The sequence below is a fragment of the Bordetella sp. BOR01 genome (assembly GCF_019218885.1).
In the GTDB taxonomy this organism is placed as follows: Bacteria; Pseudomonadota; Gammaproteobacteria; order Burkholderiales; family Burkholderiaceae_B; genus Bordetella_A.
The window spans coordinates 995,777-1,013,759 of the sequence record NZ_JAHUWT010000002.1 but is presented as its reverse complement, the minus strand read 5'-3'; the positions used below and the strand labels follow the sequence as shown (position 1 = coordinate 1,013,759).

Annotated in this window: 17 protein-coding genes; 2 read left to right on the top strand and 15 right to left on the bottom strand. The window is 61.0% G+C overall.

Annotated elements, in window-relative coordinates; translation table 11 throughout:
- Window positions 1–15 precede the first annotated feature (15 nt).
- A complete protein-coding gene (locus KW845_RS12540; protein WP_255592578.1) occupies window positions 16–1,476 on the bottom strand; it encodes a sulfatase-like hydrolase/transferase in 1,461 nt (486 codons plus the stop codon).
- Between the two features lie 99 nt (window positions 1,477–1,575).
- On the opposite strand from KW845_RS12540, the gene KW845_RS12535 reads away from it, so the two are divergent.
- Window positions 1,576–2,355 (top strand): GntR family transcriptional regulator, encoded by a 780-nt coding sequence (locus tag KW845_RS12535; RefSeq protein WP_218369543.1) that lies wholly within the window; start codon window positions 1,576–1,578, stop codon window positions 2,353–2,355.
- 235 nt (window positions 2,356–2,590) lie between these two features.
- A complete protein-coding gene (locus tag KW845_RS12530; RefSeq protein WP_218369542.1) occupies window positions 2,591–3,400 on the top strand; it encodes an enoyl-CoA hydratase/isomerase family protein in 810 nt (269 codons plus the stop codon).
- 112 nt (window positions 3,401–3,512) lie between these two features.
- Here KW845_RS12530 and KW845_RS12525 read toward each other — a convergent pair whose 3' ends face one another.
- The 14 genes from KW845_RS12525 to KW845_RS12460 all read right to left on the bottom strand — a co-directional run bounded on the left by KW845_RS12525 (window position 3,513) and on the right by KW845_RS12460 (window position 17,982).
- Window positions 3,513–4,193 (bottom strand): aspartate/glutamate racemase family protein, encoded by a 681-nt coding sequence (locus KW845_RS12525; protein ID WP_370628224.1) that lies wholly within the window; start codon window positions 4,191–4,193, stop codon window positions 3,513–3,515.
- 30 nt (window positions 4,194–4,223) lie between these two features.
- On the bottom strand, window positions 4,224–5,735 hold the full coding sequence (locus tag KW845_RS12520) for an FAD-dependent oxidoreductase (protein WP_218369540.1): 1,512 nt from the start codon (window positions 5,733–5,735) through the stop codon (window positions 4,224–4,226).
- 253 nt (window positions 5,736–5,988) lie between these two features.
- Window positions 5,989–6,888 carry a LysR family transcriptional regulator gene (locus KW845_RS12515; protein ID WP_218369539.1) on the bottom strand — a complete coding sequence of 300 codons (900 nt, stop codon included), beginning with the start codon at window positions 6,886–6,888 and terminating at the stop codon, window positions 5,989–5,991.
- Between the two features lie 119 nt (window positions 6,889–7,007).
- Entirely contained in the window at window positions 7,008–7,700 is a 693-nt protein-coding gene (locus KW845_RS12510; protein WP_218369538.1) for a hypothetical protein, read from the bottom strand.
- A 55-nt stretch (window positions 7,701–7,755) separates the two neighbouring features.
- A complete protein-coding gene (locus KW845_RS12505; RefSeq protein ID WP_218369537.1) occupies window positions 7,756–8,805 on the bottom strand; it encodes an NAD-dependent epimerase/dehydratase family protein in 1,050 nt (349 codons plus the stop codon).
- A gap of 9 nt (window positions 8,806–8,814) precedes the next feature.
- Window positions 8,815–9,312: a hypothetical protein gene (locus tag KW845_RS12500; RefSeq protein ID WP_218369536.1), complete on the bottom strand. Its 498-nt coding sequence runs from the start codon at window positions 9,310–9,312 to the stop codon at window positions 8,815–8,817.
- A gap of 43 nt (window positions 9,313–9,355) precedes the next feature.
- A complete protein-coding gene (locus KW845_RS12495) occupies window positions 9,356–10,324 on the bottom strand; it encodes a tripartite tricarboxylate transporter substrate binding protein (protein WP_255592577.1) in 969 nt (322 codons plus the stop codon).
- Window positions 10,325–10,401: 77 nt separating this feature from the next.
- Window positions 10,402–11,127 (bottom strand): aspartate/glutamate racemase family protein, encoded by a 726-nt coding sequence (locus KW845_RS12490; RefSeq protein ID WP_218369534.1) that lies wholly within the window; start codon window positions 11,125–11,127, stop codon window positions 10,402–10,404.
- Window positions 11,128–11,197: 70 nt separating this feature from the next.
- Window positions 11,198–12,940, bottom strand: a complete 1,743-nt coding sequence (locus tag KW845_RS12485) for an FAD-dependent oxidoreductase (protein WP_218369533.1) — start codon at window positions 12,938–12,940, stop codon at window positions 11,198–11,200.
- Window positions 12,941–13,017: 77 nt separating this feature from the next.
- On the bottom strand, window positions 13,018–14,025 hold the full coding sequence (locus KW845_RS12480) for a tripartite tricarboxylate transporter substrate binding protein (RefSeq protein WP_255592576.1): 1,008 nt from the start codon (window positions 14,023–14,025) through the stop codon (window positions 13,018–13,020).
- Window positions 14,026–14,039: 14 nt separating this feature from the next.
- Complete coding sequence (locus tag KW845_RS12475; protein WP_218369531.1) at window positions 14,040–14,864, bottom strand: SDR family NAD(P)-dependent oxidoreductase; 825 nt, start codon at window positions 14,862–14,864, stop codon at window positions 14,040–14,042.
- A gap of 348 nt (window positions 14,865–15,212) precedes the next feature.
- A complete protein-coding gene (locus KW845_RS12470; RefSeq protein WP_218369530.1) occupies window positions 15,213–16,202 on the bottom strand; it encodes an NADPH:quinone oxidoreductase family protein in 990 nt (329 codons plus the stop codon).
- Entirely contained in the window at window positions 16,199–17,332 is a 1,134-nt protein-coding gene (locus KW845_RS12465) for a CaiB/BaiF CoA-transferase family protein (protein WP_218369529.1), read from the bottom strand. The genes KW845_RS12470 and KW845_RS12465 overlap by 4 nt, the downstream gene beginning before the upstream one ends.
- Window positions 17,329–17,982, bottom strand: a complete 654-nt coding sequence (locus tag KW845_RS12460; protein WP_218369528.1) for a 3-hydroxyacyl-CoA dehydrogenase family protein — start codon at window positions 17,980–17,982, stop codon at window positions 17,329–17,331. The genes KW845_RS12465 and KW845_RS12460 overlap by 4 nt, the downstream gene beginning before the upstream one ends.
- Window position 17,983: the final 1 nt, after the last annotated feature.

Sequence of the window (17,983 nt, the reverse complement as noted above, 5' to 3'; positions counted from 1 at the left end):
TGGTCTTCTTATGGCTTATTGGAAATCCGCGGCAACGCCCGGCGCAGGCGTGAAGCCGAGATCGCCACGGGCGATCACGGCCTCGCGACCGCCGTGCAGGGCAAGCAGCTCTGCCTGGCGTTTGCGCGCACGCGCGTCTACTTCGGCGGGATCCAGCATGGCGGTCAGCCTGGCACGGCAGGCTGTCAGGGCCTGGGCATAAGCGGGATCGGCACTGAGGTCGGTCAGCTCTTCGGGATCGGCATCCAGGTCGAAGAGCTGAGGCGCGTACTCGACGTAATGCACGTATTTGTACTGCCCCAAGCGGATCATGAAAGCGGCGCTTCTGGATCCCATGCCGTGGTATTCGCTTAGCACGCAGCGGTCCGGCGTGGCGCCGTTGGCAATTTCGGCCAGGTCCACCCCCGGGTGCGTGTCCTTGATTGCATCGAACGACTTCCCCGCCAGGTTCAGGATGGTCGGGAATACGTCGACATGGCTGACCGGCGTTTCCATCGTCGCGCCCTTGGGAAAGGATTCGCCGACGCAGATCAACGGGACACCGGCAATCTCTTCGTACATCGTCGATTTTCCCCACAGACCGCGCGACCCGAGGTTGTCGCCATGGTCGCTGGTGTAGATCACGTCGGTATCCTTCTCCATGCCCAGCTCGTCGAATACGGAAACGATCTTGCCGACCTGCTCATCCAGGAAACTCACCAGCCCGAAATAGCCGGACAACGCGCGGTGCACGTCGGCATCGGACTCGAAGTAATCGTCGTAGCAGAAGCTATTCCGATAGTCCGACAAATAGGGATGCTGCGGCCGCTGCTCGCGCGCGTACAGCTTGGGCATGGGCAGCTTCTGGTTGAAGTAGCGGAAGTAGTGCTCGGGCGGCGCGGTAAGCGGGAAGTGGGGGGCCACGAAAGAAACGAACAAGGCCCAGGGCCTGTCAGCTTCCTGCTGCCCACGGGTACGCAGCCAGGTCTGCGCGCGGGCACAGATGTCGCGATCGTAGAGCGTGTACGAAGACTCGCCGGGCCCGGCCATGCCTATCATCTTTTTGGCGCCGCCACGGCGGGGAAGATCATCGCGCACCAAGCCCATCAAGTCCCCTTTCCCTTCCAGGATGTGCATGGGAACCTGCTCCTCGGAGAAACCGTGGTCCTCGCCGGTCTTGTTGAAGTGCAGCTTGCCGATGGAGACGACCTGGTGCCCGGCGTCCCGCAAGATGTGATGCCAACTGGGCTGCGAACCATCGTAGGCGTCGGCGTTGTCCCAGAACCCGATCTGATGGATGTACTTCCCCAGCGCGAAGGCCGCGCGAGCCGGAACGCAGACCGGGCTCGTCGTGTAGGCCGCACCGAAGCACGTGCCCCGGGCCGCCAGGCGGTCGAGGTTCGGGGTGTGGATAACGGGATGGCCGGCGCACCCCATGACCTTGGGATTGTGCTCATCCGACATGATGACGATGACATTGCGTCCGCGCTTGCTCAACTCCGCTCTCCTTGTTGACTTACTAAATAGCTTTATTGCTATATAGTAATAACATGTCTGTACCTGGGCAAGCCCCTCTCGGCGCATAATCTGCCTCCTATGGATCTTGCCCAGCTATCTGCCCGCCTGAAGCGCCACCTCCGTCCCGGGGTGCCGAAATACGTTTCCCTCAAGGACGCCTTTGTCGAGGCCATCGCCACGGGCAGCCTGCAGTCGGGGGACAAAATCCCCAACGAGCAACAATTGGCCGCCACGCTGCCCATGAGCCTGGGCACCATCCAGCGGGCGATGCGGGAATTGGCCGATACCGGGGTGATAGACCGGCGCCCGGGACACGGATCCTTCGTCAAGGGCCTGGAGAAGGGACGCATGGCGCATCCCTTTCACTGCCGATTCATCAGCGACGACGGCCAGAGTTACCTGCCGGTATACCCGGAGGTACTGGGGCGCAACCTGCGGCCATCTGCCGGCCAATGGCAAAAGGACTTGCCATCGGCCAATGCCGTCGAGATCACCCGGCGCATTCGCATCGCCGACGAGTTCTACGTCTACATTGATTTCTATGTAGACGCCGACAGGGCGCCTGTTTTCAGCACCATCGAACTCCAGGACCTGGCGCATTCGAATTTCAAGGACATCATCTTCCAGGCCTGCGGCCAGGCGGTCACCACGACCGATCTGATGATGAAGCAGGAAATCCCCCCTGCCGGGATATGCAAGAAGCTGGAAGTGGCGGCCGGCACGGTGTGCACGGGCATTCGCGCTACCGGGCGCCTGCCCGGCGCCGACCCCGTCTATTACCAGCACATCTATATCCCGCCCTCAGAGCGGGAACTGCACATCGTCGCCGATTCGCGCGCGCCCGGTTTCGGGATGTAGCCACCGCCTTCGGGGGGTGTGTGCACGCCTTGAGTACACAAAAGACACTGGATGCTTTTTGCATGGTCAGTGATCTATATTCTCCGGCAGGCAAGGACACATTTCCTGGCCCTTGACTACAGGAAAGCGCTTTCAGAAACCCGGTTCCTACCTGGCACGGGTTTTGCGTGTTTTACCGGGTGAATGAATCCCAGCGCATCGAACCGCACCTGGCCATCTCCGACGGAAGGAAAAAATGACTGACCGCTATGCACGTTACGAACGACTCGCCTTTGACCGCCCCAACCCCAGGGTGCTGCGCATTACGATGCGATCGCCCCTGAAAATGGGGGCCATGGATGCCGTCATGCACCGGGAAGTGTCCGAGATCTGGCGGGATGTCGACGCCGACGACAGTGTGAATGTGGTCATCTTCACGGGGGACGGGAAGACATTCTCGGCCGGCGGCGACCTGAAGCATGAACGCAAAGTCTGCGACGACTACGCCCTGAGAATGCGGGCGCTGAAAGAGTCGCGCGACCTGGTCACCAATATGCTTGATTGCCGCAAGCCCATCGTCACCGCGGCGCGCGGCTGGGCAGTGGGCGCCGGGCTGGCGACACTGCTATTGGCTGATGTGTCCGTTGTGGCAAAAGACGCCAAGTTCTCAGATGGACACCTGAAAATCGGCGTGGCGGCGGGAGATCACGCCGCCATCATCTGGCCTATCTTGTGCGGCATGGCAAAGGCCAAGTACTACCTGCTGACGGCGGAAACTTTCACCGGCGAAGAAGCGGAACGCATGAACCTGGTCTCTCTGGCGCTGCCCGATGAAGAAGTAGAGGCTCGTGCGGTTGAGATTGCATCCCGCCTGGCCCAGGGCGCACCTGCCGCGCAACGTTGGACGAAAATGATGCTGAACCACTGGATAAAGCAGGCTCAGCCGATTTTCGACGCCTCTCTCGCGCTGGAATTCACCGGGTTCGCGGGGCCGGAAGGCATCGAGGGGATCGACGCTTTCCTGGAAAAGCGCAGCCCGAATTTCGACCCCAATTGTCCTTTCTGACACGCTGGCAAGCCGGGCAATAGCAACGGCCGGCATGCGGGCACAACACGGAAGCGGTGGCCAGGCAGGTAAACAGCGCCTGCCCGCCACCGCACGCCGTACCAGGCAGGAACTAGATCTGGCGCAGCAGCCGGCCATATCCCGGGATGGCGTCGGTTTCCCCGAGCATCCGTAATGCAGCCCAGATACTGACTTGCGTGGTAGACAGGACCGGCTTTCCGAGTTCTTGCTCCAGTTGTTCCAGCACGTCCATGGTCTTCCAGTTGGTGCAGGCAAGAACTATGGCCTGCGCCTGCGGGCTGTCGATATCGCGGGCCAGCTCAAGCGCACTGGTCCCGTCCAGCCGTCCGACAACCAGATTGTCAACCAGGCCCAGCCCCTTGGTGCGAACAACTTCGAAACCGTTGGCTTGCAGGAAGCTCCTGGCGATGCTGTTCACATGATCGTCATAAGCGGCACCCAGTGCCACTCTTGATATACCGAGTTCCTTCAACGCGTTGACCAGGGCCGTCGAGGTCGTGGTGGCTGGTTTGCCCGAGGCAAGCTCGATGCGTCGGGTGATCTCGACGTCGTAGCCCAGGCCTTTGAGAAAACTGGGCGCCGTGGCGCCCAGGACGAGGACATCCACATCGGCACTGGCCAGGTTGCGCGCCTGCGCCTCGATATCGCCCACGATGTTCTCGATGGAATCCGTTGCGATCTGCGTCAAATATAGCCGGGCGGCATGCAGCGTGACGTGCGGCGGCAAGGTGCGGTAGAACTCCGGTTCAATGGTGGTGTTTGAGGAAGGCACAAACAAGCCGATTCTGCTCATTTCGATTACTCACTGAGGTGGGTGGAAATCGGAGGGTGCTGCGGGTGACTGCGCCGCATTGCGGCCGGCGATACGGCCGGAGACAAAGGCCCAGCCCAGGTGATGCCCATGGCCTTCGAGCAGCAGGCCGCCCTGGCCTGCCGAGCCCGCCGCGTACAAGCCCGCAATAGGCTGGCCATCAGGGCCCAACACCTCCAGTTGTTCGCTTACCGACAGGCCTCCGTCGGTAAACACGACATAACTCTTGACCGGGCCGAGTGCGTAGTACGGCCCCGATCCCAGCGCCGGGCGGGCACCGCGATCGGTTGAGCTGTTGTACCCATCGATGGTGTCGCGCAATGCCCCAGCGGGAACCCCCATGCGGGCAGCGAGTTCCGGCAATGTGCTTGCTCGATGAAAGATGTCTGCCCGATTGCGCTGGTAGTCCTTCAGGTAGGCATACGCCACGCCGGGGGCGGTCGATATAAAGTACGGCCATTTTCTGAATTTGCCCGCAATCGCTTCGTCCATGACGATCCACGCGACCTTTTCGGGCTGCAGGGCAACATCCGCCGCGGGGCTGCCCAGTTCGTTGGTGAACCGGTGGCCAAGCTTGTTGATCAGCAGCCCTCCCTGGCGCATCAGGTCGGTGGAAGGCCCCAGCGCGGTAGTAAGGAAGCTCATCAGGAAGGGGCGCAATATTGCTTGCGGAAGATGCCCCATCGACCAGGCGATCGACCGGGCAACGAAGCGAGACGGGGGCAGCCGTTGAACAAGATTGCGGCGCGACGGAGGAATGAACCGCATGATCGGGCCACGGACGATATCTCCGTTGATCACGCGGGCTCCGATGGCAAGCGCCATTCTGTGGCCATCGCCTGTAGCGGTGGGATTCACCGGCTCGACCGGCACGACTGACGCCGAGGCAAGACTACCCTTGAGGTCCGCCGCACCGCTGTAATCGCCCGAAGCCAGAACCACGCCATGCCTGGCGATGAACCGCAACGGCCGGCCGTCCGGCCCCAGGGCCTGCACACCCCGTACGCGGCCGTTCTCGACAATAAAGCTGCTGGACGCGGTGCGGGTCAGGATTTCCACGCCCAGGGCCCTGCAGTGACGGGTCAGGTGATATGCAAACGATCTTGAGTTGGGCACGACATTGTGCATGCGCGCCACCCGATGCGGAGGCTCTTCCTGGGGTCCGACAAAGACAACACCCAGATCCATCAACCATTGCAGCATCTCGCTGCTGTTGTCGACCAGGATCCGCCTCAAGCGCAGATTATCTCGGTTGGCGAGTTCCCCGGCATGCAATGCAAGGTCTTCGAAATGGGCTTGGGCACTGTCCCGGATGCCGGCGGTTCGCTGGTGCGGCGTGTCGGCAGCCGTTACCGAACCCACTGACCACGACGTCGACCCGCCTGGCTGGGGATTTTTCTCCAGCACCACGACGCGCCGGCCAGCTTTGGCGGCCTCGTACGCTGCCGCCAAGCCTGCTCCGCCGGCCCCGATAACCAATACATCCGTAACCGTTTCCGTCATTCGCACACCGGGTTCCTTGCAGTGATATGTTCCGAGACTATTTCGCGGGCGCAATCAGAAGATGACGTCGACAGTTTGCGAGGTTCCACCGCGCGCGGCAATTTAGGAATGGCAAAGCACTGCTTTGGGATTTTTAAATTGCCGCCGGCGGCAGAAACGAAAGCGGAATCCGCTCGTTACGTACGCAAGAGAGGGAGATACCTACTTCCGCCGGACCCGGGGTTGTCCAGCGCGACGCTGCCGGGCGCGGTTATCAGTCGTTTTGCAAGATGAAATCTATCAGCTCGCGTGCGAATGCAGGCAGTTCAGCCTGCTTGCGAACGCAGATGCGCAGTTCGCGTGTCGCCCACTCATCGAGCAACTGCACGATCGAGATCCGTGCCAGCCTTGCGTGGCGGCGCGCCGCCATCTCGGGAAGCACCCCTATGCCGACACCCGCCTCGACCATGCGGCACATGGCGTCGTAACTGCAAACGTAAATGCGTTGATGCATGGCGCGCCCCAGCAGCTTCACCTCTTGCTGCAGGTACGAGTACGAGGCGCTACGCGAGTCGAGGCTGATGAACTCGTACTCGAGCGCGTCGGCGAAATGTATCGCCTGCGCCTGGGCCAAGGGATGGTTCTGTGGCGCCACGATGACCATCTGGTCTTTCTTGTAAGGCAGGGTTTCCAGCCCGTCGGCACGGACACGCGCCGAAATGACGCCGATGTCGGCAACACCTTCCAGCACGGCCTGCACGATCTCGGCGCTTAGCCGCTCTTGCAGGTCGATTGTGATGGCCGAGTGGATCTCGAAGAACCTGGCCAGGACCTCGGGCAAGAATTCACATATCGCCGTGGCATTGGCGAACAGGCGTACATGGCCGCGCACACCCGTGGAGAAGGGTTGAATTTCCCGTTGAAGCAATTCCACTTCGTCAAGCATGCGAAGTGCGTGCTCGAGCAGGACCTCGCCCGCGCGCGTGGGCGATACGCCTCGCTTGTTCCGATAGAGAAGCTGGGCACCCAGCCTTTCTTCGAGGCTCTTGATGCGCAGGCTGGCCGCGGCTACCGACAGGTACGATTTTTCCGCACCTTTGGTAAGGCTTTGGCTTTCCGCCACCATCACGAAAAGCCTGAGGTCAACCAAGTCGAAACGCGCGATGTTCGCCATTACCGTATTTGCCAACCTAAGAAGAGTTGTCGCGATAAAGCCGCGCCGGTCATTGATGGTCAAACGCTATCGCGCCCTGCGATGCGACACAGGCAACAGTATAAGGCCCGTGTTCATTTTCACCGGGAGGGCAAGTTCGCATGCACCCCGTACGTCAAACCGTAAATGCCCAGCTTCCCATCGCCGAACCCCAGTTTCTTGCCCGCGGGCCAGCCGCGTATCAGTTCACCTGCTGCCTGTGCATGCCTGCGGTCCGTTGCCTCGACAAGCAAGACCCAGGAAACCCGGGCGTCGTCGCTACCCGATTTCCGGTGGCGGTCATGAATATCACGGAACTCGGGCGCTTGCTGCAACAGATGCACAGCCACGATACCCTGTAGCGCCCGGAGCCCGGGAACGAGTTCCTCGGCAATCATCAGGGCCACCGCAGCGTCTTGCATGGATGAAGTGTCGGGCTGGAAACGCAGCGACAGCAAAATTCCGCCTTCTCCGGCGCCGGTGCTCTGCCGTACGTTGAAAGTATCGCGCACCACGTTGCGGAAAGCGTCGCGCATGCGTATGTCTGTCGCATCGACATTGCGTTGCAAGCGCAGGTAATCATCGGACACCAGATCTTCGGATTCCTGCACCTCGTACAGCGCCAGCGTCTCTGGCTGAGTAGCCTGTATTGCCTGGAACCGCCGTACCCGACGCCATCCCGGCACCGCGATACGGTCCGGGATATGGCGCCGAACATACCAGTCGTCGCATGCATCGCGCACCGCCGGGTCAATATCGATCCAAAGCGCCAATACTGCTTTTCCCTGCATCATGTGTTTTCCCTCAGGCGTGGCCGCCGATCTTCGGCGCTCGGTGCTCGGTCCTCGATCATGGAACGATCTTCCGGGTACGGTAGAAGTCGAAGCTATCCCGCCACATCCGCGTCGTGTCTATCTTTTCTGTAAACCCGTATTTCCTGGCCTTCTCCATGGAAGAGACGACATCCCATTGCGGTGAAAAAACATAATCCGCATAAGGCCATTGGACGACGGTGCGCAGATCGGAGCTGCGCAGGCCATGGCCGGAAACCATGCGGTTCCAGATGCCGGCGTGAGCATCCGGATAGGTGGCCATTGTCTCGGGTTCGCCGATACTCCAATCCATGCCGAAGTAATCCGCAATGTCCGGCCACAGCGTGCTCCAGGATCTTGCGTCGTCGTTCACGACATTGAATGCCTGGTTGGCGCAGTCCGGATCGGTGATCATCCATTCAATGGAACGTGCCAGCATTGGCAGCCAGGTAAATTGCGTTCTGGCCTCGAAGGCACGCCGGGTACCCGGAAATCGCAGCGGAAGGCCCTGCTCTTTCAGGATGGAAGCGTAGATGGCGACCAGAAGCGTGATGCTGCGGGGCTCTGCAACGTTCAAGTCGCAGAACGTATGCGGGCGCGAAATGCTCCAGTTCCATGCCCGCCCCTTGTTCTGCTGAATCAGCAAGTCTTGCTGCGGGTAGTAGAAAAGCTGCCCATCGTGGCGCTGCGCGTCTTCGCGATAAGGCACCGGGCGCGGCCCCAGAGTGTGCCCGTAGTATTTGGTTCCATGCACCAGGTGGACATGGCTCAAGCCGGGCCGGTCGCCGATTGCCGCAAGCAGGTTGGCAAGCATACGCAGGTTGGTATCCGCAGACTCTTGCTCGCCCCCTGTGTGGTCATGACGGGCGGCATACACAAGATGCGTAATTTCCGGCACGCCGGCCAGCTTCTCTCGGCAATCTGCGGCGTCAAGCATATCGACGGCAAGCATGGGAAACTCGCCGCCGCGTTGTGGCCTGCGCGACAGGCCTGCCAGGTTCCAGCCGCTGCGATCCAGGAAATGGCGCGCGACGCAGCCGCCAATCTGCCCCGTCGCGCCAGCTATCAAAACCAGTTTTTCAGCCATGGCGACTCGCTATAGTATGACCGGCTTGTAGATCGCCACCCCGGCCCGACGCGCGGGCGCCATATCAGACCTGGCCGGCACGGCAGCAATTCCGCGATACGGGGTGGACCGGTCCAGCCCGACGGCCCTGAGCCAGGAAAGATCGATACCAGGAAGCATCAGGTCGGGAGCGTCTCGATCGACCAGGTACAGCACGTGATCCGCGGGAACATCCGGTGCCGCGGCCATGCCCTCGAAAAGATTGCGCCGATAGAACCGTTTGTCGATGAGAGGCAGCCATTCGCCCATACCTCTTATCTTCTGGTAGTACGGATCCTCGAAAACTGCTGCGGAGTCCACCGAATACATGGCGAGCGACGGCGGATGAGCCGGGCTATCGGACTTGAACCGCCGTGTCGAGCGTATGCCGTTCACCGTTGCCATGATACGTAGATGTTCCACATACCAGGTGTCCCAATCGGCTTCCCGGGTACGATCAAGCAATCCGCTTTGACTCATGAAGATCATTGCAAGGCTCCGCCAAAAAAAAGAAATTTCCTGCTGACCCGGTTCAGTTGATCTGCAGGCCGGTGCGCTTGACCACCGGCCCCCACTTATCGAGTTCTTCCTGGATTTTCTTCGAGAAATCCTCGGGCTTGCCGCCTATGGGCTCGTACCCGACAGCAAGCAGGCGCTTGCGCATGTCCGGGTCGGACAGGACACTATTGAAAGCCTGGTTCAGGCGGGCGATTCTGTCGGGTGGCGTGCCCGCCGGGGCAAGTACTCCATTCCATGAGGTGACATCGTAGCCAGGCACACCCGACTCCGATATCGTCGGCAGGTCTGGCAGGCTTAACGAGCGCGCCTTGCTGGTGGTTGCAATGGCACGCAGTTTTCCTGCCTCGATATTGGCCAGCATCGTCGAGGGTTCCCCGAACACCATGTCGACCTCTCCGCTGAGCAATGCCATGGCGGCCGGCCCGCCCCCTTTGTAGGGCACATGCATCAGCTGGACATCCGCCATTGACGCGAACAGGTCTCCTGCCAGGTGGTTGATGGCGCCATTACCGCTGGAACCGAATCGCAGCTTTCCCGGCGATGCCTTTGCCAGGGCAATCAGGTCTTTTACGCTGTGCGCCTGGACCGATGCATTGACCGCCAAAAGCTGGGGTACCGAGGTCAGGAATATCACGGGGTCGAAATCATCCTGGGTGAACGGCATGCTCTTGTAAATATGCGGATTTATCGAGTGCGTTCCCGAGTAGGCAAAAACGATGGTATATCCGTCCGGCGCCGAATCGGCGGCCGCGCGGGCGCCGATGTTGCCTCCGGCGCCACCTTGGTTAAGGATAATGACAGGCTGTCCGAGTTCTTTCGAGACCTTGTCGCTGAACAGGCGGGCCACCACGTCTGCACCGCCACCCACCGGCCAGGGAACGATCCATTTGATCGGACGGTCGGGATAGCCTTGGGCCCACGCGGCCTGGGTGACCAGCACCGCCGCCAGCAGCAGCAATAGTTGCTTCCAGATTATTCTCATGATGTGTCTCCTTGGATTTGCGGATGCCGCATTGAATCGCGGCATGGCATTTTTTATTTCTTGGACTACGGTGACCGCTAACGGCTGGAAAGGCTGCGCAACAAACCTCCGCCGTCGGCGATCTGCGGATCGATATGCATCAAGTCATAGGCTTGCCAGGCAGACGCCTGGACAGCGCTATAAACAGGTTTACCCAGGTCGCGCTCAAGCATATCGATGACTTCAAGTGCGCGCAGTTGCGTGCACGAAATGAACACCGCCCCGGAATCCGGTGTGACGGTCTCCTTGACCTTTTTATATATTTCTTCAGGCAGGATCTTGGCGTGATCGAACATGTCAAGCATGTCGAACGTAGCCAATTTTCCAACCTGGATCCCATGCTCTTGCAAAAAGGCCTTCAGCCTGGAATTGGTAAGGTCTACATAAGGCGTGACGATATCGACTTTCTTGTGGCCGCCGGACTGCAATGCAGCAACCATGGCTCCGGCCGTGGTCACGGTAGGCGCCCCGGCTATTTCCGTCAGTTCTTCGCAGATCCGCTTGTTCCATGCCGGGCCTTCGAAGAAGCTGCCGCTTGTGCAGCCGTACACCACCACATCCGGCTCGATCATGGCTATTTCCGCGGCTGCGTGCTTGCTGGCGTTCTCCATGCTGCGCAGCTCGTCCGGCGTGCCATGGCGCCCGCCGGCGATTCGCGCGACGTGCACCGAGACCCCTTCAGGTACGGTTCTCCAGAATTCCGTTTCCATCGTGGTATTGATGGAAGGAACCAGCAGTCCGATTCTTCCTCGCCATCCGTACATGGGCTTTTCCTTTAGGTAATCAGACAGCGGTAGCTGTCCGCGGATTGGTTCATTCAATACAAGCGCATGCCTATTCAGGCATCAGGAATTCAGTTACCAGGACCACGAGTTCGCCCAGGCCCAGGACGGCGACGAGGCTGATGCCGGCGACAATCAAGGCAATTGGCAGCACGTACCAGGAAAGCAGCGGCCATCCCAATGCCACGACGACTGCCCCGGTGACCACGGCCGTTATCGCCGCCAGGGCCTTGCGGTGACGGGCAACCATGTTCAATATCGGAAAGCGAGCCAGGCCATGGACCCGATCGCCCTGGGCCGGCCTGGGCTCGACGGGCCGGTGCCCAGCCTCAAGATCGGTACTTGCTTGATTGGCTTCGGGGCGACTCACCGTGACGGACTTTCCCTCCAGGCAGGCAATGCGCTCGGCCGCCAACAAACCGAAGCAGCCCGCCTTTATCAGGCCTCCGATGTAGGTAGAACCCTTGCCTCCTTCCAGCCCGCCAGTCGTTGCGCCCGCGGCAAAGAGTCCGGGAATCGGCTGCTGGCGCGTGTCCAGCACCTGTGCGTGCTCATCGATGTCAATGCCGCCCATTGTGTAGGTAATGCCTGGACAGATGGGGATTGCCATCAACGGAAGATGCCTGATCGCATAAGGTTGCACCTTGCTCGACCGCGGGACTTCCAGGTCTTGCAGATTGCCCGCCTGGAGCGCCTGGTTGTATTCGTCCAACGTCTGCCCCAAGACGGCGGCCGGCACATTCATTTGCCCGGCCAGCTCCGCCACGGAATCCGCGCGCAGGATGGTTCCGCCCGCCCGTTCGAGCAGGGGGTTGGCCGGAATGCGCGCGGTGGTTCCAGGCCCGTTCCAGATCGACGCGTCGAAGACAGCGTACAACTTATCCTGGCCTTCGCGTGACGCCAGCTCGTTGGCCAGGCTGACCCCTGCCCTGCCCTCATCCACGCAGCGGCGGCCGGAGCCATCGACCACGATTCCCGCGGTCGCAATGGCGTCGATTTCCGGGTACGGCCAGACCTGGTCGTTGTGCCTGGCATCGCTGCAGAGCAAATGGCCGTAGAAGCGGCTGCAGTCTGTCAAGGCCGCGCCGGCCGCCTGCGCCATCCGCAGGCCGTCGCCACGGGCGTTACCCGCGCCGCGCTGGAATAGCGCCTGAAAGCGGGGCGCAATATATTGCTCTACCAATTGCGGGTTTGCCTGGAAGCCCCCGTCGGCCAGCACGCAATGCCTGGCCAGCCATTCGACCTGCTGGCCGTCGCATGCACCGCGCACCCCCACGCAATGTCCATCCTGTATCAGGAGCGCTTCGGCACGCGTGCGCAGTTGCAACTTTCCACCCAGCTCGACCAGGCTTCTTGCCAACTGGCGCAGCAACAGATCCGGTCCGCGCTTTTTCCAGTCTATGCCCGCACGCAATGCCCGTGGCGGCGCCATGCACCAGCGATAACCTTCCTGGGGATTGAAGCGCATGAATTTCGTTCCCTGCCCCTGCAACCATGAAACCAGCCGCGAACCCGTCTGCGCCAACGCCCGTGCGAGTTCGGGCTTGGCCGCACCGCCAGTCAGCCGCTCGATGATGTCGACGAGCTCTTGGCTGGGCCGGCAAGGATCATGGAAACCGATATGCAGGATGCCCCCCGACTGCCGCGAATTGCACGGGTAATCCTGGCCGTCACCCTGCTCCAGCACGAGCGGACGCAAACCCAGTTGCGCGGCGCGCACGCCTGCAGTGAGGCCGGCCAGGCCGCCGCCGACAATGATCAGGTCGGGAAGGAAGGTACTGGTACTCTTGTTCATGTTTCCTCTAGCCAAGCATCAGATCCGACGACATTGCCTGCGGCCGCAGGTCATTCTGCTGCGGGTGCCCGGTGCCGCTAGGACACCTGCAGATTCGACAGCCTGGCCATGCGCTTGATGTTCTGTGCATCCTTCACCATGAAATCCAGCCATTCTTTTGCGGTTCCGGGCATGGTCTCCATGCCCTGGCTCTCGATAGAGTCCTGGACTTCCTTGTCTTGTATGGCCTCTTGAGTAACACCGTTGAGCTGGTTGACGATGTCTGCCGGCATTCCTTGTGGGCCGACGAAACCAAACCAGCAAAGAAAGCCGAAATCCTTGTAGCCCAGCTCTTCAAAGGTAGGAATATCCGGAAGGATCTTCGATCGTTCCGGGCCACTGACCGCCAACGCCTTGACCTTTCCTGCCCGCAACATCGGCAGCGCGGAAGGCAAGGTTGGGAAATTGGCATCGACCTGTCCCGACACGGTGGCCACCACACTGTCGCCCGCCCCTTTGAACGGAACATGCAGCAGCTTGATGTCGGCCAGTTTGCTGAAATAATCTCCGCAGAGCTGGGTCGTGCCGGCGATTCCGTCCGATCCGTAACTGAACCGGTTTTCTTCCTGCCGGGCAAGCTTGACGAAGTCGCCCACGTTATTGGCCGGCACGGAACTATTGACAAGCATGACGACAGGAGCCTTCGTCACCGCCGCAATCGGCGTACACACGGCCAGGGGGTCGTAGCTGTCGCCGGCCTTCAATATTGAATGGATATAGGCGCCGCTGGCATTCATCAAGATGGTATATCCATCGGCTGCCGCCCGTTCCACCTGGCCTGCGGCCAGCGTGCCCGCCGCGCCAGGCTTGTTTTCCACCACCAGTGGCTGCCCGAACAAGGTCGACATCTTCTTCGAGACAATCCTGGCGGTAACGTCTGTTCCGCCACCCGGTGAAAACCCCACGATCACACTGACGGGGCGCGTGGGATAGCTCTTCGCGAACGAAATCCTGGGAATCGAGATCGCCGCCGTCGCGATGACGAAGTTTCTACGAGTTATCAATATTGTCTCCTCAAGATCTAGTCCATCCGTTCGAGTCGGCATCCCGCCAGAGGAACTTACCCTCGGCCGGTTTCTCTGGACATGTTGAAGTCTTCTTCGAGCAAGGCGCGGACACGTGCAATGCCAATGGATGCCGCGCCGCCATCCACGACGATTTCAGTCGCGTTGATATAACTTGACTCATCCGAGGCCAGGAACAGCACGGCCCGCCCCACTTCCATCGTCTCGGCCGGGCGCCCCGCCGGCATGACCCGCTCGTTGGCGTGTTTCCATCCGGCGGTGGATTCCGACGCCATCAAGGTGTCGGACACCTGCGCCGGGTGTACCGAGTTGACGCGTATGCCCCAGCTCAAGAGATCAAGGGCGGCGCTTTTCGTGATGCCGCGCAGCCCCCACTTGCTGGCTGAATAGGCAACGCCGGGATGCCCGATAAGGCCTGCCGTTGAAGAGATGTTCACGATCGAGCCGCCGCCTGACTCGCGGATCAGCGGCGCCAATGCCTGGATACCGAGCATGGGCCCTGTCAGGTTCACGTCGATTACGCGCTGCCACTCTTCCAGGAAAATGGCTGACACACCGGTACGGCTGACAATGCCCGCGTTGTTCACCAGAACGTGCAGCGCGCCAATTTCGCGCTTGGCCCAGTCCACCAGCAATGACCAGCTGGTGACGGACGCCACATCAAGCTGAACAAAGCGGGCCTGGCCGCCGCTACCCCTGATTGAAGCCGCGACGGCTTCACCCCGTTCGGAAGACACGTCGGCCACGATCACGGTGGCCCCCTCGAGCGCGAACATCTTTGCCTGGGTGCTGCCCAAGCCACCGCCAGCGCCGGTAACCAGCACGACCTTTCCTGTGAACCGGCCGTCGTCGCACTTCATGCGTTCTCCTGGTGAGTTGCCTGCGCGTCGATCAAGCCCCTGGATTACCCGGGATCGATGCGAGAACCTGCTTGGGCCCCTGATGAAGGGAAAGCGGCGCTTCTGCCCAGGACGCCTGGTCCACCTTGTCTGCGGCAGGCAGGATTTCGTAGCGCAGGGTACTGGTAGCATCGGGCATGTTCACCAATGCCGCAATTTAGATTTACCAAAGCGATCGTTTGTGATTGCAAAAAGGCCGGTTGCTTCCAGGAGCCCGGTGCAATAAAAATCGCCGGCGGACCGGCGATTGTTTTATGCCTGGCCTGCCGCGTGTTGCCCACGCAGGCTGGCCGCTACGACACCCGACGTTCAGGAAAGCTGCAAGACGTACTTTCCGCGCCCCTTGCCACTGGCCAGCACCCGCAAGGGTTCGGCAAACCTGGCCAACGGAAGTACTTCCGTGATTTGCGGGCGCAAGGCGCCCTTGGCATGCAAGGCGTACAGACGCTGCTGAACCTCGCGCACTTTCTCGGGCTGGCGGTCACGGTAGTCGCTCCATTGCAGCCCCGACACCGATATGTTCTTCACCAGTAGATAGTTGATCTTCAAGGTGGGAATACGTCCTGCCGCGAACCCGATACAAACCAGGCGCCCGCACCAGGCCACCGCCCTGATCGACGCGTCGAAGATATCGTCGCCCAGCGGATCCAGGACGACATCGGCCCCATGCCCATCGGTGCAAGCGAACACTTGCGCCCTGAGCGAGTCACGCAAGTCGGGCGCGGCCAGGTCGATGATGTGATCGGCGCCCAAGGCGCGCGCGGCCTCTGCCTGCTCGGGCCCCACGACGCCTGCCAGCGCCGTGCCGCCCAGTGCCTTGACCAGTTGAATGGCGGCGCCGCCCACGCCGCCGGCAGCGCCGTTTACCAGCACTGTCTCGCCTTTGTTGAACTGGCCACGCTCGACAAGTGCGAAATAGGCAGTCTGGTACACCAGGCCCATTGCGGCGGCGTCCCGGTCGGAAATACTGTCCGGCAATGGGTAGCAAGAGGCGGCAGGCGCGACCATGCGCTCGGCAAAGGCGCCGAACTCTACCTGGGCAACTACCCTGTCGCCCTTTTTCAGCCCGTCGACACCCGCCCCGACTGCAACGATGCTGCCGGCCGCGTCTTTGCCCGGAACGAAGGGGCGATCGGGAAGGTTCTGGTACTTTCCCGTCATGACAAGCATGTCGGGAAAGTTGATACCCGCGTGAGTCACGCTGATCAGGACTTCCCCTTTGCCAGGGGCGGGTTCCGGAATCTCTTCGACCCTGAGATCTTCCGGCTCGGCGAATTCATGAATGACGACGGCTTTCATCTGTTGTTGTCTCCATTTGTAATGCCCGCTATCTGATTCGTATGCTCGCCCAGCGCAGGGGCGGCGACTCGGACCTGGCCAGACCTGAATGGCGCGCACACTGGCACGGGAAGTGCTGGCATGGCTTGGCCGCTGCTGTTCACCACTTCGCGGTCGAAGATGCCGCGCGCCTTGAAGTGCGGGTCTTGCACGGCCTGCTCGATATTCACGGCTTCCGATACACATACATCGTGCCCATCGAACTGCTGCAACCAATAGGAAGCCGGCCGAGAGGCTATCAGCCGTGCCACTTCTGCACGTATGGCGTCTTCGTCGGTCTCGTCGGCAAGGGCTGGCGCACCGATCAGCGCCAGGAAATTGTTCCAGAAGCGGTCTTCCAATGGCGCCGCAGAAAGATATCGCCCATCTGAGGTGCGGTAGATGGCGTAGCGTGCCGACCCGCCCGTGACCAGCTCTTTACCTGGGCGCGGCCATTGCCCGTCGCTCCATCCATTGCCCAACGCCCAGTACATCAAGGTAAACAGGTTGTCGGTCATCGAAATATCGAGATGCTGCCCTTTTCCGTCCATGTCGCGCTGGCGTAAAGCAAGCAGTATGTTGACGACGGCGGGGTAAGCGCCCGCGGCAAGGTCGCCCGTGAGGGTGGGCGGCACGATGGGGGCGCCGCCGGAGTCCGCGGAAAGTGCCAGCATCCCGGTCTCGGCCTGGAAATTCAGGTCGTGCGAAGCCCGCAGCGCCTTGGGGCCATGTTGGCCGTATGTCGTGATCGAACAATAGATAAGCCTTGGATTGACCTGCGACAGCGTCTCGTAGTCGAGCCCCAGGCGCTGCATGACGCCGGGCCGGAATTGCTCGACCACGACATCGACATCCCGCACCAGCGCCAACACCTGCGCGCGATCCGCCTCGTTCTTGAGATCCAGGCAAATGGAACGCTTGCCCCGGTTGAGCAGCACGAAGTTCACACTGTCGGTACCGAACCTGGGGGCATAGCCGCGCATTTCATCGCCGGCGGCACGCTCCAGCTTGATGACATCGGCGCCTGCCTCGGCCAGGATCAGCGTGCACATCGGCCCCGGAAGCAATGTGCTGAAGTCCAGGACCTTGACTCCCGTAAGCGGCTGCGTCATGACGCGTCCTTTTGGTGGCGGGCCCACGCCACCTGCGCCCGGCGTGCGGGGGCATAAGGCTCCTGGCCCAGCGCCTGGTACAAGGCTTGCGAGACCCGGTAATGGTGATGCAGCCCGGTACGCTTCAGAAGCGAGATCGGGCCTTCCGGATAGCCCAGGCCCAGGCAGAGGGTCTTGTCCATGTCGGACGCGGTGGCCAGCCCTTCATCCAGGCGCCGCAAGGCGGCGTTGTAGTACGGGCGCACCAGGCGATTCAGGATGCGCCCCGGGAAATCATTGCAAACCACCACAGTCAGCCCTGCCGATTCGAAAGCTGCCCGCGCGGCCTGCAGCGCGGCATCATCGGTATAGGGCTTTCTTACCAGCTCCACCAACGCGGTGGGCGGATCGTCACCCAGGCGAAACCGGGCAAAGCCAACTACGTTGGCAGGGCCTTCGTCTTCGCCGGCATGCACGCCCAGGCATTCGGTGTCGAGTTCGATCGCGATGAAGGATCTTTCCGCTGCCCGCTCGACGCCCTGCTGCCATGCCTGGCCGGCTTCGCTGCCTATCAGCACCACGCCATCGCCCTGGCTCGAAGCCGCTGCCAAGAAAGAATGGTCGCCGGGAAAGGAAAGGCTATCGCCTTGCTGAATGATCTGATAGCTCATT

Excerpts from the sequence above, each read along its gene's own strand:
- KW845_RS12535 (WP_218369543.1), top strand. The coding sequence starts at position 1,576 with ATGGATCTTGCCCAGCTATCTGCCCGCCTGAAGCGCCACCTCCGTCCC.
- KW845_RS12530 (WP_218369542.1), top strand. The coding sequence starts at position 2,591 with ATGACTGACCGCTATGCACGTTACGAACGACTCGCCTTTGACCGCCCC.
- KW845_RS12520 (WP_218369540.1), bottom strand. The coding sequence starts at position 5,735 with ATGACGGAAACGGTTACGGATGTATTGGTTATCGGGGCCGGCGGAGCA.
- KW845_RS12515 (WP_218369539.1), bottom strand. The coding sequence starts at position 6,888 with ATGGCGAACATCGCGCGTTTCGACTTGGTTGACCTCAGGCTTTTCGTG.
- KW845_RS12510 (WP_218369538.1), bottom strand. The coding sequence starts at position 7,700 with ATGATGCAGGGAAAAGCAGTATTGGCGCTTTGGATCGATATTGACCCG.
- KW845_RS12505 (WP_218369537.1), bottom strand. The coding sequence starts at position 8,805 with ATGGCTGAAAAACTGGTTTTGATAGCTGGCGCGACGGGGCAGATTGGC.
- KW845_RS12500 (WP_218369536.1), bottom strand. The coding sequence starts at position 9,312 with ATGATCTTCATGAGTCAAAGCGGATTGCTTGATCGTACCCGGGAAGCC.
- KW845_RS12495 (WP_255592577.1), bottom strand. The coding sequence starts at position 10,324 with ATGAGAATAATCTGGAAGCAACTATTGCTGCTGCTGGCGGCGGTGCTG.
- KW845_RS12490 (WP_218369534.1), bottom strand. The coding sequence starts at position 11,127 with ATGTACGGATGGCGAGGAAGAATCGGACTGCTGGTTCCTTCCATCAAT.
- KW845_RS12485 (WP_218369533.1), bottom strand. The coding sequence starts at position 12,940 with ATGAACAAGAGTACCAGTACCTTCCTTCCCGACCTGATCATTGTCGGC.
- KW845_RS12480 (WP_255592576.1), bottom strand. The coding sequence starts at position 14,025 with ATGCCGACTCGAACGGATGGACTAGATCTTGAGGAGACAATATTGATA.
- KW845_RS12475 (WP_218369531.1), bottom strand. The coding sequence starts at position 14,864 with ATGAAGTGCGACGACGGCCGGTTCACAGGAAAGGTCGTGCTGGTTACC.
- KW845_RS12470 (WP_218369530.1), bottom strand. The coding sequence starts at position 16,202 with ATGAAAGCCGTCGTCATTCATGAATTCGCCGAGCCGGAAGATCTCAGG.
- KW845_RS12465 (WP_218369529.1), bottom strand. The coding sequence starts at position 17,332 with ATGACGCAGCCGCTTACGGGAGTCAAGGTCCTGGACTTCAGCACATTG.
- KW845_RS12460 (WP_218369528.1), bottom strand. The coding sequence starts at position 17,982 with ATGAGCTATCAGATCATTCAGCAAGGCGATAGCCTTTCCTTTCCCGGC.